The sequence below is a fragment of the Actinoalloteichus hymeniacidonis genome (assembly GCF_014203365.1).
GTDB lineage: Bacteria > Actinomycetota > Actinomycetes > Mycobacteriales > Pseudonocardiaceae > Actinoalloteichus_A > Actinoalloteichus_A hymeniacidonis.
Genome location: NZ_JACHIS010000001.1, coordinates 892,248 through 906,100, shown reverse-complemented (window position 1 = coordinate 906,100; position 13,853 = coordinate 892,248). Strand labels below are relative to the sequence as shown.

General features: G+C 68.6%; 13 protein-coding genes. 4 read left to right on the top strand and 9 right to left on the bottom strand.

Translation table 11 applies throughout. The annotated features are described in order from the left end of the window. Window positions 1-197: 197 nt before the first annotated feature. The 5 genes from BKA25_RS04175 to hutH all read right to left on the bottom strand — a co-directional run bounded on the left by BKA25_RS04175 (window position 198) and on the right by hutH (window position 5,184). A complete protein-coding gene (locus tag BKA25_RS04175) occupies window positions 198-557 on the bottom strand; it encodes a hypothetical protein (RefSeq protein ID WP_069851954.1) in 360 nt (119 codons plus the stop codon). Continuing rightward, window positions 558-1,376 (bottom strand): CdiA C-terminal domain-containing protein, encoded by an 819-nt coding sequence (locus BKA25_RS04170; protein ID WP_157421261.1) that lies wholly within the window; start codon window positions 1,374-1,376, stop codon window positions 558-560. It abuts the gene before it with no gap. 5 nt (window positions 1,377-1,381) lie between these two features. Beyond that, on the bottom strand, window positions 1,382-1,636 hold the full coding sequence (locus BKA25_RS04165) for a hypothetical protein (RefSeq protein WP_157421262.1): 255 nt from the start codon (window positions 1,634-1,636) through the stop codon (window positions 1,382-1,384). A 286-nt stretch (window positions 1,637-1,922) separates the two neighbouring features. Further along, a complete protein-coding gene (gene hutU, locus BKA25_RS04160) occupies window positions 1,923-3,581 on the bottom strand; it encodes a urocanate hydratase (protein ID WP_236750376.1) in 1,659 nt (552 codons plus the stop codon). Window positions 3,582-3,651: 70 nt separating this feature from the next. Then, on the bottom strand, window positions 3,652-5,184 hold the full coding sequence (gene hutH / locus BKA25_RS04155) for a histidine ammonia-lyase (protein WP_069851962.1): 1,533 nt from the start codon (window positions 5,182-5,184) through the stop codon (window positions 3,652-3,654). A gap of 132 nt (window positions 5,185-5,316) precedes the next feature. Here hutH and BKA25_RS04150 point away from each other — a divergent pair, with 132 nt between their 5' ends. From BKA25_RS04150 to BKA25_RS04140, 3 genes are all read left to right on the top strand, one after another. Next, window positions 5,317-6,111: an IclR family transcriptional regulator gene (locus BKA25_RS04150; RefSeq protein ID WP_069851964.1), complete on the top strand. Its 795-nt coding sequence runs from the start codon at window positions 5,317-5,319 to the stop codon at window positions 6,109-6,111. Between the two features lie 597 nt (window positions 6,112-6,708). Continuing rightward, complete coding sequence (locus BKA25_RS04145) at window positions 6,709-7,467, top strand: protein-sorting L,D-transpeptidase LdtCP (RefSeq protein ID WP_236750378.1); 759 nt, start codon at window positions 6,709-6,711, stop codon at window positions 7,465-7,467. Between the two features lie 52 nt (window positions 7,468-7,519). Continuing rightward, window positions 7,520-8,281, top strand: a complete 762-nt coding sequence (locus BKA25_RS04140; RefSeq protein WP_069851966.1) for a choice-of-anchor P domain-containing protein — start codon at window positions 7,520-7,522, stop codon at window positions 8,279-8,281. A 127-nt stretch (window positions 8,282-8,408) separates the two neighbouring features. Here BKA25_RS04140 and BKA25_RS04135 read toward each other — a convergent pair whose 3' ends face one another. From BKA25_RS04135 to BKA25_RS04120, 4 genes are all read right to left on the bottom strand, one after another. Beyond that, window positions 8,409-9,323, bottom strand: coding sequence for an ABC transporter substrate-binding protein (locus BKA25_RS04135; RefSeq protein WP_069851968.1), 915 nt, complete (start codon window positions 9,321-9,323; stop codon window positions 8,409-8,411). 136 nt (window positions 9,324-9,459) lie between these two features. After that, on the bottom strand, window positions 9,460-10,200 hold the full coding sequence (locus BKA25_RS04130) for an ABC transporter permease (RefSeq protein WP_069851970.1): 741 nt from the start codon (window positions 10,198-10,200) through the stop codon (window positions 9,460-9,462). Then, a complete protein-coding gene (locus tag BKA25_RS04125) occupies window positions 10,197-10,868 on the bottom strand; it encodes an ABC transporter permease (RefSeq protein ID WP_069851972.1) in 672 nt (223 codons plus the stop codon). Before BKA25_RS04125 ends, BKA25_RS04130 begins: the two co-directional genes overlap by 4 nt. After that, complete coding sequence (locus tag BKA25_RS04120; RefSeq protein WP_069851974.1) at window positions 10,868-12,010, bottom strand: ABC transporter ATP-binding protein; 1,143 nt, start codon at window positions 12,008-12,010, stop codon at window positions 10,868-10,870. The genes BKA25_RS04125 and BKA25_RS04120 overlap by 1 nt, the downstream gene beginning before the upstream one ends. Window positions 12,011-12,153: 143 nt before the next feature. On the opposite strand from BKA25_RS04120, the gene BKA25_RS04115 reads away from it, so the two are divergent. Next, complete coding sequence (locus tag BKA25_RS04115) at window positions 12,154-13,812, top strand: bis-aminopropyl spermidine synthase family protein (RefSeq protein WP_069851976.1); 1,659 nt, start codon at window positions 12,154-12,156, stop codon at window positions 13,810-13,812. Window positions 13,813-13,853: the final 41 nt, after the last annotated feature.

Genomic DNA, 13,853 nt, shown 5'->3' with positions numbered 1-13,853 from the left:
CGGACTCGGGGCGCGGGCCCGGATCGCGCCGTGAAGAGCCGCAACGACAGGGCGCCATGTTCGCTGTGCACGCACCAGATCGCTCACGATGCCGTCGATCTCAACCGGCGCCGGCAGTGTTCGGTCGGCGGATCGGGGCGCTTCGATCAGCCGTCGGCAACCAGCCGATCGTAGGTGGACGCGGTATCCCGCCGGGGTCAGTCGGCATGCCGGATGGTTCGCTCGATCCCCCAGACCAGGTAGATCGGCCGCAGCCCCGCCTCCCGCAGCCGTTCGAAGACGGCCTCGGCAATCCTGAGCTGCTCCTCGCGAGCGATGTCACTGCGCAACGTCACCGAATAGGGCATCTGCTCGAACGGTATTCCGGCGTCGTTGTCCATTCCATGCTCGGAATAGAGATCGAAGTACACGCCGTCGCGCTCCGCCCAATAGTTTCGGTAGGGGTCGTCGTCAGGTTGCAACGGTGCATCGATGGCCGCCGACACCAGCTCGGCGAACCGCTCTTTCGGGTTCCCCGAACCGGCCGAACCGAAGTAGATCTCATAGGTGTCGCCCATCTAACTTCCCCGCTTCCATTCGAAGTCGAAATCTGCACCCCAGATCCGGATTCTTGCCAGTTTTCGCGCATTTCCCGGCGCCCGGAGGAACCGGAAGGTACCTCGGATTGCGTCCGCCTCGGTCAGGGTCGTCCGGCGGCCATCGATGATGATCTCCGTGCCCTGACCGCCCTTGCGCACCGAACGGTTCAAGGTGTTCTTCACCCGCTCGGCGTCCGGGTTGGGATCGGTGAGTGTCTTGAACTCGACACCGACGCCATCGATCACCGCGTCCGGAGTCCGATGCGAGCCCGGCGGTTGAATGACGATCTCCACCTCATCGAGGCGGGCCAGACGCTCGGCGACGGATTGTTCCTCCGGGCTGAAGGCCTCGTCGCCGGTCGGCTCTCGGATCCGCCCCGGCCAGGTGGCTGGATCGTCGGTCACCGTGCCCGCCGGTTGATGTGGCGGGGTGATGTTCGGCAGCGGAATCGTCTCGTTGTGTCGCGCCGACTCGGCCGATCGAGGCGTCGGTTCGCGGGCACCCACCAACGCCGTCGTGCCCGACGTCGGGCTGTGCCCATGCTCGGCGAGATAAGCATGAATTCGGCCTGCGGTATTCCGATATCGCGTTCTCGCGTTATCGATCTCGACGCGGGCCTGTTCGATCAGCTTCGGGACGTCGGCCATCTCGGCGGCGGTCGAACCCCGTGCGACACCGTCCAGCCTAGTAAGCAGCTCACCGAGCTCACGATCGATACCGCTTAGTTCCGCGGCGGCCGATTCGGTCTCGCTCTTGACATGTCGCAGACTCGTTGCCACTCTGTCGAACCCGGTCATGCTGCTCACAACCGCGCCGAGTAGTCGCGGAGCAGCTCGGCGCCCCTGCCGAGCGCGCCGATCGCCGCAGTGAGATCAGCACCGACATGCCGGAGATCGGCCACGGCCTGCGGAGCATCGGGATACTCGCTGCCGCGCCAGGATTCCACCAATTCAGCGACGATCGCCGAAGAATTCTCCTGTTGTCGAATCAATCGTTGGATCGGCAACATTCCCGCAATATCGAGAATTTCCGCCCGCACCTCGCCTGCGCCGCCCATCTCCCCACCCCCGCGCAATGGACCGCCACTCACAGTATTGCGTGGGTCATTCAGAGTCAACGAATTTTGGGCGCCACGAAAGCCGGTCCCCCACCGCGTCGAAAAACAAAGATCAATATCACCGGGCGCTGAGAAGACCGGCATTGCCGATCGCTGAAACCATTCCTAGATCAACACCGCTGGGGCACGCAACGAAAACATGATCACAATGCGTCGCCATTCACTCACCGAAACCGCGAGCCGTGGTGGCTGCCGAAGCACGTCGACGGCCACCACGGCTTGCGGCTCAGCGCGAGGACAGCGGAACGTGCAACCCACGCTCCGCAGCGACCTCCTCGGCCCGGTCGTAACCGGCGTCGACATGCCGCAGCACGCCCATCCCCGGGTCGTTGGTCAACACCCGCTCGATCTTCTGGGCGGCCAACTCGGTGCCGTCGGCCAGCGTCACCTGGCCGGCGTGGATGGACCGGCCCATCCCGACTCCGCCGCCCTGGTGGATCGATACCCAGGTGGCGCCCGAAGCCGTGTTGATCAGCGCATTGAGCAGCGGCCAGTCGGCGATCGCGTCGGAACCGTCGGCCATGCCCTCGGTCTCCCGGTAGGGCGAGGCCACCGAGCCGGAGTCCAGGTGGTCGCGACCCAACACCAGGGGCGCGCTGATCTCACCGGAGGCCACGAGCTCGTTGAATCGCAGGCCTGCCAGGTGGCGTTCGCCGTAGCCGAGCCAGCAGATCCGGGCGGGCAGGCCCTGGAACTCCACCCGCTCCTGCGCCATCCGAATCCATCGGGCCAACGGCTTGTTGTCCGGGAACAGCTCCAGGATGGCCTCGTCGGTGCGCCGGATGTCGGCCGGGTCGCCGGACAACGCCGCCCAACGGAACGGGCCGCGTCCCTCCGCGAACAACGGCCGGATGTAGGCGGGTACGAAACCGGGGAACTCGAAGGCCCGCTCGTAGCCGCCGAGCTGGGCCTCGCCCCGGATCGAGTTGCCGTAGTCGAAGACCTCGGCGCCCGCGTCCTTGAAGCCCACCATCGCGGCGACGTGCTCGACCATCGATTCCCGAGCCCGGTCGGTGAACTCGTCCGGCTTGCGCTCGGCGTAATCCGTCCAGTCCGCCAGCTCGACGCCCTTGGGCAGGTACGAGAGCGGGTCGTGCGCCGAGGTCTGGTCGGTGACGATGTCGATGGCCACGCCACGACGCAGCAGCTCCGGGAAGACCTCGGCGGCGTTGCCGATCAGGCCGATCGACCGGGCCCGCCGCTCCTGCTTGGCGGCCAACGCCTTGGCCACCGCGTCGTCGATGTCCTCGGCGATCTCGTCGAGGTAGCGGGTCTCCACCCGGCGGCGAGCGCGCTCCGGGTCGACCTCCACCACCAGGGCGACGCCGTCGTTCATGGTGACCGCCAGCGGCTGGGCGCCGCCCATGCCGCCCAGTCCGGCGGTGAGAGTCAGGGTGCCCGCGAGGCTGCCGCCGAATCGCTTGGCCGCAACGGCGGCGAAGGTCTCGTAGGTGCCCTGCAGGATGCCCTGGGTGCCGATGTAGATCCACGAACCGGCGGTCATCTGCCCGTACATGGTCAGACCGAGGTGCTCCAGCTTCCGGAACTCCGGCCAGCTCGTCCAATCGCCCACGAGATTGGAGTTCGCGATCAGCACGCGCGGCGCCCACTCATGGGTGCGCAGCACGCCGACCGGCTTGCCGGACTGGACGAGCAGCGTCTCGTCCTCGGCCAGGTTGGTCAGCTCGGCGGTGATGGCGTCGAAGCTCGCCCAGTTCCTGGCGGCCTTTCCGGTGCCGCCGTAGACCACGAGATCGTCGGGTCGTTCGGCGACCTCGGGGTCGAGGTTGTTGTGCAGCATTCGCAGCGGTGCCTCGGTGCTCCAGCTCTTGGCGGTCAGCGTGGTGCCTCGGGCGGCGCGAACGGTGCGAGGTCCGGTGGTCACGAAGAGAACTCCCATCGACGGAAACGATCGATCCAGCGGGGTCACTGGATCCGTTTGGTGCGGCGAGTCGTCAGGCCAGCTGTGCCGCGACGACGTCGAGCAGCTCGCCGGAGGTCACGAGGTGACGCGCCTCGGCGATGTCGGGGGCGAGATGCCGGTCCGGGCCGGGACCGGGCACACGGGTGCGGAGCAACGCGAGGGCGGCGGCGGTGGCGGGCGCGGGTCGCAGCGGGGCGCGCAGGTCGATGGCTCGCGCGGCGGTGAGCAGCTCGACGGCCAGCACCGTGCGCAACCCGTCCAGGCCACGACGCAGCTTTCGTGCGGCCGACCAGCCCATGGACACATGATCCTCCTGCATCGCCGAACTCGGAATGGAGTCCACCGAAGCGGGTGAGGCCAATCGCTTCAGCTCCGAGACCACGGCGGCCTGGGTGTACTGCGCGATCATGTAACCGGAGTCGACCCCGGGGTCGGCGGCCAGGAACGGCGGGAGGCCGTGCGAGCGGTGCACGTCGAGAAGCCGGTCGGTGCGGCGCTCGGCCATGCTGGCGACATCGGCGACGGGCACGGCCAGGAAGTCCAACACATAGCCCACGGGCGCGCCATGGAAGTTGCCGTTGGACTCGACCCGGCCATCGGCGAGCACCACCGGGTTGTCGATGACCGAGGCGAGTTCCCGGTCGGCGACCAGTTCGGCGTGCGTCAGCGTGTCGCGGGCGGCGCCGTGGACCTGGGGCGCGCACCGCAGCGAATAGGCGTCCTGCACCCGATTGCAGTCCGCACCGCGATGGCTGGCGACGATCTCGGAACCCGCCAGCAACGCGGTCAACCGGGCGGCGGAACGCGCCTGGCCGGGGTGCGGGCGCAGGGCCTGCAGCTCGGGGGCGAAGACGCGGTCGGTGGCCAGCAGCGCCTCGACGCTCATCGCGGCGGTCAGATCGGCGATATCAAGCAGGTCCGCCAGGTCGGCGGCCGCGAGCACCAGCATGCCGAGCATGCCGTCGGTGCCGTTGGTCAGCGCCAGACCCTCCTTCTCCGCCAGCACGATCGGCCGCAACCCGTGGGCGGCGAACGCCTCGGCGGTGGGAATCCGAGTGCCTGCGGCGTCGAGGACCTCGCCCTCGCCCATCAGGGTCAGCGCGACGGCCGACAACGGAGCGAGATCACCCGAGCAGCCCAGCGAGCCGTGTTCGTGCACCACCGGGGTCAACCCGGAGCCGATCAACGCGGCCAACGCGGCCACGGTCTCGGGCCGCACTCCGCTGTGTCCGGCGGTCAGGGTGCTCAGCCGCAGCACCATCATCGCCCGCACCACCTCGGGCTCCACCGGCTCACCCGCACCGGCCGCGTGCGAGCGGACCAACGATCGTTGCAGGTCGGCCCGACTCTCCTGCGGGATGTGTCGGGTGGCCAACGCGCCGAAGCCGGTGGAGACGCCGTAGGTCGGCGTCGGTGCCTCGGCGAGGGCCTCGATGTGCGCCCTGGCGGTGGTGACCGCCGTCCGGGCCTCCTCGGTGATGCGGACGCCCGCGCCGGTCCTGGCGACCGCGACGACCTGATCTCGGGTGAGCGGTTCGACACCCACCGCAATCGGTTGCGACATCTGCCCATCACAACGCGTGGACGACGCATGACCAAGATGACAGAGCCGGAGTCCGTCTGAGATGCCAGACTCGCCTCATGCCGGGCGACCGATCCGGCTCGTGGACGTGGACGGTGGCGGGCGAGGACATGGATGGGCGATAGCAGTGACGTCCCCGCGCTTCGGCGTGGATTGGCGGTGCTGGGTCTGCTGGCCCGACGCGCGACCCCGACCTCGGCCGCGGTGATCTCCCGCGAGCTGGAACTACCCCGTTCGACGACGTATCACCTGCTCGGCGAGCTGGTCCGAACCGGCTACGTCAGTCATCTTCCCGAGGAGCGCCGCTACGGCCTGGGAATGGCGGCATTCGAACTCGGTTCCGCCTACCTACGACACGATCCCCTGGAACGGCTCGCGCGCCCGCTCTTGGCCAGGCTCGCGCAACGCGTCGAGCACAATGCCCAGCTCGGGGTGCTGCACGGCGCGCAGGCCGTCTACCTGTCCAAGGAACAGCCCGCGCGGCCGCAGACCCTGGTCACCGATGTAGGGGTGCGCCTGCCCGCCGAGCTGACGGCCTCTGGACGAGCGATGTTGGCCCATCTGCCCGCACCGCAGGTCCGGGCGTTGTTCCCCGGTTCGTCGAGTTTCGTGCAGCGAACCGGCCGGGGTCCGAGGGACCTGCCGAGTCTTCGGCGGCTGCTGGCCTCGGAACGGCGTCGCGGCTGGGCGGTGGAGGACGGCTACATCACCGAGTCCTGGGCCTCGGTCGCCTCGGCGGTCTTCGACCACGGCGGCAGGCCGGTGGCCTCGGTGAGCGTGACCTTCCGACACGTCTGCGATCGGGAGTCGGATTGCGGCCAGATCTGGCCCGAGACGGCGGCGGAGGTACGGCGGACCGCAGCGGATCTGACGGTGCGATTGGGCGGGACGGCTCCCGAATCCGATTGATTCCTCCGGCCATTGTCGACTCGGTTCACGATTGTTGATCATTCAGTCGACAATGGACACCGCAGTCAAGATCGATTCACGCATCACAACGCCACGTCTCAGTGACGGAGATCACCACGATAGTGGCCATTATCCGGTAACAAAATCACCGACCGTCGAAGCAAACCCGCCAAAGAGCACCGACATTCGCCAGCCGGACTTGAGCATAATCGCTCCAAAGAGTGAAAAGGCCTTCCTTCCGTCACCTGGGACGATGACGAATCAGCCCAGGTCAGGGCCTCGGCTCCCGCCGACGGGCATGGTTGATCTCCACGGCGGCGGATGTTTCGCTCCCCAACGTTGTCGAAAGCCACCACCGAAACGTGGTGCTCAGGCAGCGACATCGCATCGAGTACCGACCCGTTTCCCGACCAAGTAATGCACCTCGCACCGAAACCCACGGGCGAGCCGGGTCACCCTCGATCGGGCGGAGTGCGCCGGAATCCAGGCCGCACCCGCCGGGTATGCAGAAAGGAACCAGGCACCACGATGCTGTCTGTCGCATGCGAAAAAAGCGCCCGAAATCGTCGACCCAATCGACTGGTCGCGATCTGCGCATTGAGCGCATTGGTTTTCCTCGCCGGTTGTGGACCGGCCGCCGACGAGGAGTCGGCGGCGACCAGCCAACCGACGCCGCAGGAGATCGACCCGGTCGCACTCGCCGCGCTCCCGGAGGCCACCACCTTCGGCACGGTCGAAGGGGCGCCGACCGACCCGGCCCCCGAGGAGCGGACCGGCGAACTCGTCGTCCACCCCGAGGACGAACTACCGGTGTACGACGCCAAGGGCGGCACCGCGATCGCCACACTGCCCGCCACCCAGCTCGGGTCGCCGACCTGGCTGCCGGTCATCGAGCAGGACGCGGACTGGTATCACGTCCTGCTGCCCTCTCGGCCGAACAACTCCACCGGCTGGATCAGCGCCGCCGATGGCGAGATCGCCGAGGCGAGCAACGATTTCCGGATCGAGGTCGATCTGGAGAACTTCGCACTCGCCGTCTTCGAGGCGGACACCGAGATCGGCAATTGGACCGTCGGTGTCGGAAGCAGCGAGGCACCCACTCCGGTGGGCCGGACATTCCTATTGGCCTCCATCGAGGAGACCATCAGCGACTTCAGTCCCTTCACTCTTCCACTCGGCGCACACTCCGATTCGTTCGAGACATATTCGGACGGCCCCGCCACCGTCGCCATTCACGGCTGGCCGGATGAGACTCCGTTCGGCACGGAGACCAGCGACGGATGTATTCGAGTTCCCGACGACGCACTGGAACTACTGCTGACCCTGCCATTGGGCACCGTCGTCGAGGTCAGCTGAGTCATTCGCTGATCGATACCCGCTCGATTCCCCCGATATACGAAAGGCAATCGTGTCCAAGACTGCACATGCATCGGCCGGCCTGGCCGTTGTTATCGGCCTCGCATTCAGCTCGGTCCTGCCCGCAGCGGCACAGGAGACGACCGGAACGGCCACCAGCTCGGCGTTCGCACTCGGCGCCGAGGGGCTGATCGCCATCCAGCCGACGCCGCACCTGACCGGCGAGCACGGTTTTCAGCAACGCTCGGTGTTGGACTTGAACGTGGCAGGCGGACTGGTCGAGGCCGGGGTGCTCAACACCGAGGTCGACACCTACCGCGCCGCCGCGAGCGTCACCGACCTGCGGGTCGGTCTCGGCGCGGCAACCCTGGTGGATCTCGGCCTCGGCGACCTCGCCGCGACCGCGGTGGAGGCCACCTGTGAGCAGGGTCAGGGCGACAGCAGGTTGGTCGGAGCGAGCCTTGGCGGCATCGCACTGGACGCCGCGGCTCCCCCGAACACCGGAGTGGACGTTCCCGGACTGGCCACTGTGCTGCTGAACCGCCAGGTCACAGGCGACGACGGGTCGTTGACCGTCACCGCGCTGTCCATCGAGCTCGCGGGCCTGCAGAGCATCGACATCGCGTCCGCCACCTGCGCGGCGGGCGCCGAGACTCCCGCGCCCGAACCGGAGCCGGAGCCTGAGCCGGAGCCCAGCAAGCCCGCCGAGCCCGAGCCGTCCGAGCCCGGCGACGAGGAGCCCGGTGACGAGGAGCAGCCGCCGCCCGCGCCTCGGCCGACGCCGATCCGAGGCCATCACCCCGTGACCGGCTGAGCCGATCGGTCCGGTTCCCGATTCCGGTTCAGGCGGATCCGCCCGAACCAGCACCGATCCCGGCCGGGTCGTCGAGCTGCTCGATACAGCAGCCGTCGGCCCGGCCGGGCCGGGCTCGCCGAATAGATCAGAGTCCGGCGACGAACTCCTGCGCAACGTCGGCGTAGTTCTCCCGATCGACCTCGATCCGGCGGACCATCTCCTTGAGGTTCTCGGTGTTCAGGGCGGCGGCCAGCTCGTCGAGCGCGGCCCGCTGCTCGTCGTCGAGGGCGTCGGCCCTGGCCAGCGGAATCACCTGCTGGGCGGGGTAGAGCTGCTCCGGGTCCTCCAACTCCACGAACCCGTTCTCCTCGATCGCCGACATCGTGGTGAACAGGTTCGCCACGTCGACGTTGCCCGCCGCGAGCTCGTCGACCGTGATCGGGCCGCCCGCGTCGGTGGTCCTGATCTCGCTGAAGGTGCAGTCGTAGATCTCGGCGATGGGCTCCACCCACCGGCCAGCCCACTCCCCCGCCGCGCCGAGAACCAGCTCGTCGCACTGCTCGCCGATGTCGGCCAACGAGGTCAGGTCCAGCCGTTCGGACGTCTCCTGCGTCACCACCAGCACGTCGCTGTTCTCGGCCTCGGCCGGTGCGAGGATCTCCAAGCCCTCCGGCAGCGAGGCGTCCAGCTCGGTGACGATCTCCTCGGCCGAGGTACCCGGCGCGACCTCGGCGAAATGGTGCAACAGGTTGCCGGTGTACTCCGGAACAACGGTCAGCGACCCGTCCTGGAGTCCGTCGACGATGAATTCCCGGTTGCCCACGCCCGGACGGGTGCTCACCTCGGCGCCGCCCTCGCGCAGCACCTCGGCGTACATCTCCATCAGGAGTTGATTCTCGGCGAAGTCGGCCGAGCCGACGATGATCTCCCCGCCCTCGGCGGCCTCACGCTGCGGGTCGAGCGGATCGCCACCGCCGCAGGCGCCGGTCACCAATACCGTGCCCGCCGCCAGCACGGCCAGTCCCCGTCGGACGACTCGCGATCTTCCTGGCTGTCTCATCGCCTCGTGATCTCCCTCGTATCCTCATCACTTGCACTGCTGTGCTCGACAACGCCGCTCGGCGCGGCGACACCTCGGATGCGGTGCTCGTGGCGCGCGCTGCGATGCCGAGGAGTCGGGGTTCGCCCCGGGGATGTCAGGGGCGGGTTCCGGCTACCGCCGCGTTCGCCGGTTCGCCGTCGGTCGGAGTCGCCTGCCGCCTACGGCGGTGCGGTTTCGCTGCGGGCCGCAAGCCGCGCGGCACGACCAACCACTGCACCGTGGCCAGCACCGCGTCCAGGATCAATGCGAGCAGTGCCACGAGCAGCGCGCTCGCCAACACCTGCGAGTAGTCCGGTTCCCGGATTCCGTCGAGCAGCAGCCTGCCCAGACCACCGAGCCCGACATAGGCGGCGACGGTCGCGGTGGCGACCACCTGGAGGACGGCGTTGCGCAGTCCACCGAACAACAGCGGCAGCGCATTGGGGAACTCGACCTGCCATAGCCGTTGCCAGCCGGTCATGCCCACGCCGCTGGCCGCATCGACCACCCGTCGATCGACGTCCTGCACCCCCGCGTAGGTGCCGGCCAGGATCGGTGGCACCGCCAACACGACCAGGCCCACCACGGTGGCGGTCTGCGTGCCGCCGAGCACCAGATACAGGAAGGTCACCAGTCCCAGGGTGGGTAGCGCCCGCATCGCGTTGCCGATTCCGACGAGGAACACACCGCCCCGGCCGGTGTGGCCGATGTAGAGCCCCAGCGGCACGGCGATCGCGGCCGCCAGCCCGATGGCGATGGCGCAGTAGACCAGATGCTCCACCAGCCGGATGGGAACGCCGGTCGTGCCCTGCCAGTTCGCCGGGTCGCCCAACCAGTCGAACAGTCCCTGGATCATGTGCGCGCCCCCACTTCGACCCGCTCCCACGGGGTGAGCCAACGACGCAATGCGACCAGCAGCAGGTCCACCACCAGCGCCAAGGCCAGCGTGAGCACGATGCCCACCACGATCGGTGCGAGGTACCTGGTGCGGAAGCCCTCGGTGAACAACACCCCGAGACCACCGGTGCCGATCAACGCGCCGACGCTGACCAGGCTGATATTGCTCACCGCGCCGACCCGCAGTCCCGCAGCGAGCACCGGAACCGCCAGCGGCAGCTCGACGGCCAGGAAACGGCGGGCCGGTTGGTAACCCATCGCGGTGGCGGCGGCGGTGATGTGGTCCGGCACCGCGGTCAGCGCGTCGATCACCGGACGCAACAGCAGCGCGCTGGTGTACAGGGTCAGGGCGACGACCACGTTGATGCTGTCCAGGACCAGCGTCCCGATGATTCCGGGGATCACCACGAACAGGGCCAGCGAGGGCACCGTGTAGAGAATGCTCGCCGCGGGCAACAACACCGCGCGGACCCGAGGGAACCGGTGCGCCAACCAGCCGATCGGGACCGCCACCACCACACCGAGCAGCAGCGGGGTCAACGACAGGTAGATGTGTTCGAGTAGCTGCGAACCGAGAAGCTCTCGATTGTTGGCGCTACTCAGGTACCGGACCAGGTCCTCCCACATCAGGTGGTGGCTCCCGCCGACGGTCCGCCGCGCTTCGAGCGACGACGTTCCACCAGATCCAGCACCCGACTCGGGGTGATCACACCCCGGTAGCGGCCCGAGTCGTCCACCACCACTCCGAGACCGGAGGGTGCCGACAGGGCCGCGTCCAGCGCACCACGCAGGGCACCGCCGTCGGTGTGCAGCGAGCCACCCGCCACCAGGTCCGATTCGGCGAGCTCACCGGCGTCGCGGTCCCGGCGCCATGGGGAATCCGGCGCCAGCCAACCTCTGGGTCTTCGATCGCCGTCCAACACCAGCACCCAGTCCTCCGCACTGGCCTCGGCGGACAACCCGCCCCGAGTCGCGCCGACCTCCGTCGTGGCGACCTCGCCCAAGGCCAGGTCCGAGGCGGGCAGGAAGGACAGCCCTCGGTAGCCGCGATCCCGGCCGACGAAGTCGGCGACGAAATCGTCGGCGGGCGAGGCCAGCAGTTCGGCAGGCGCCACATACTGCGCCAACCGACCGCCCTCGGCGAAGACCGCGACCCGCTCGCCGATGCGGACCGCCTCGTCGATGTCGTGGGTCACGAAGACGACCGTCTTGTCCAGGTCGTTCTGCAACCGCAGCAGCTCGTCCTGGAGACCCTCGCGGACCACCGGGTCCACGGCCGAGAAGGGTTCGTCCATCAACAGCACGGGCGGATCGGCGGCCAATGCCCTCGCCACGCCGACCCGCTGCTGCTGGCCGCCGGAGAGCTGCGCGGGGTAACGCGATCCGAGTTCGCCAGCCAAACCGACCAGTTCGAGTAGCTCGGCGGCGCGGCTCCTGGCCTTGCGGCGGGTCCACCCGGAGAGCAACGGGACCGTGGCGATGTTGTCCAGAACGGTCCGGTGCGGGAACAGCCCCGCGTGTTGGATGACGTAGCCGATCCCCCGGCGCAGTCGCGCCGGATCCGAGCTCAGTACGTCGACCCCGTCGACCAGCACCGTGCCGGAGGTCGGTTCGACCATCCGATTGACCATCCGCAGCGAGGTGGTCTTACCGCAGCCGGACGGTCCCACGAAGACCGTGATGGTGCCTGCCTCCACGGTGAGGTCGAGCTCCCGAACGGCCACCGTTCCGTCCGGGAAGCGTTTGGTCGCGGATTGGAACTCGATCACCGAGCCCCCTCGTGTCACGCGGCCGATCTCCGACCGCTGCGCCGACGAACGACCCTAGACGCGCACCGCGACATCTGCGACCACCAAGCGCCACAGCGGGCGTGAATCCGATCGGTTGTCCGCATGGTGGAACGATCGGGGGCATGAACCACCAGATCGCCGAGGACGGCATCGACCACAGCACCTCGGATCCCTCGGCGGCGGTGGCGGAGCTGATCCGCGCCGCCGGGGTGCACGGCCTGCGATTCCGCCGCGTGTTGGCCATGCTGCTGACGGATTGGCAGTCGCTCGACGATGTGATCCGAGGCCCCGCGATGCCCCGCCGTACCGTGGAAGAGCTGCTCAGCGCGGTGGGCGACGACCTGGCGCGCCGCTCGGTCGATGGTCGCGAGCTGTTCCGCATCCCCGCCCCGCTCGCCGACGAGTACCGACGGCGGTTCGCGCTCGCCGAGCTGCCCGCCCCGGTCGAGCCGGTCTCGGCCTCGGTGGAATTGCCGGATTCGGTGCGCTCGGCGGTCCGGGCGGACATCGCCGAGGTGCCCCCGCCGCTGGCCGCACTGGATCACGTCCAGGCCACCCCGGACAGTGTGTTGCGCCGCGCGGCATGGCTGACATCACAGTACGAACTGGACGGGGCCGAGGTGCTGTTCCTCGGCGACCACGATCTGACGTCGCTCGCCCTGGCGGGACTGCGTCCGGAGCTGTCCATCACCGTCGTCGACGTCGACGACCGGGTGCTGGCCCACATCGACCGTATCGCCGAGGCACGGGGTCTGCGGGTGCGCTGTCTGCATGCCGACCTGCGGTTCGGTCTGCCACCGTCGGTGCTCGCGGGCAGCGATCTGGTCTTCACCGACCCGCCTTACACACCGGAGGGCATCGGACTCTTCGCGGCCAGGGCAGTCGAGTGTCTGCGGGATTCCGGTGGGCGCGTGCTCATCGCCTACGGCTACAGCGATCGGACGCCCGCACTCGGGTTCGCGGTGCAGCAACGCCTTCAGCGGCTCGGCATGCTCTTCGAGGCGATCGTCCCCGACTTCGACCGGTACGAGGGTGCGCAGGCGGTCGGCAGCGCCAGCGATCTGTATGTCTGTCGGCCGGTCGGCTCCGGGAAGAGCGCCCGGCGAGGCGACAACCGGATCTACACGCACGGCCCGCAGTCCAGCGAGTCGGGCGGCACGCTCTCCGAGGCGGCGCTGGACGCACTACAGCGTCTGGTGGCGCCCGCAGGCGGATCGACGTCGGATGACGCCGGTCCGCAATGCCCGCTTCCGGTGTCAACGGCAGATTGGTCCGCTCCCAGCACCACGGCCGCCGCCGTGATCGACGCACAGGGCGATCCGGGACCGTGGTTGTCGCGGGTGCTGGCCGCGACCAATGCCCAGCGGCTCGCCGTGTTGGTGCGCAACAACCATCCGGACCTCGTCGATGCGGCCGCCCAGCAGGCGCTACGCGAACTCGTCGCCGCGAAGTACTCACTGCGATTCCACCGAAGCACACCGGACGGCAAGCACGCCGTCGTGGTGGCCACCTCGGCGACCGGCGAGACCGCCTCGCCTGCCGGTGCGCTGTTGCGCAAGGCGCACGGCCGCATCGCCAACGTGTGGCGGGAGGCGCTGGTCCAGCGGGAGTCGGCCCTGGGACGGACCTTGACCAAGAACCAGGCCCGAGACCTGGTGCGGGCCACGGCGCCCCGGGCCGAGGAGTTGGATCTGCGGTTGATCGACCTGCCTCGACACCGCATCGCCGCAGTACTCGCCGCCGCCGACGCCACCCCGACCGGGCCGGGCGACGTCGAGTGAGCCGACCCGTCGGCGCGGCCTACCGGCGGGGAGCAGGCACC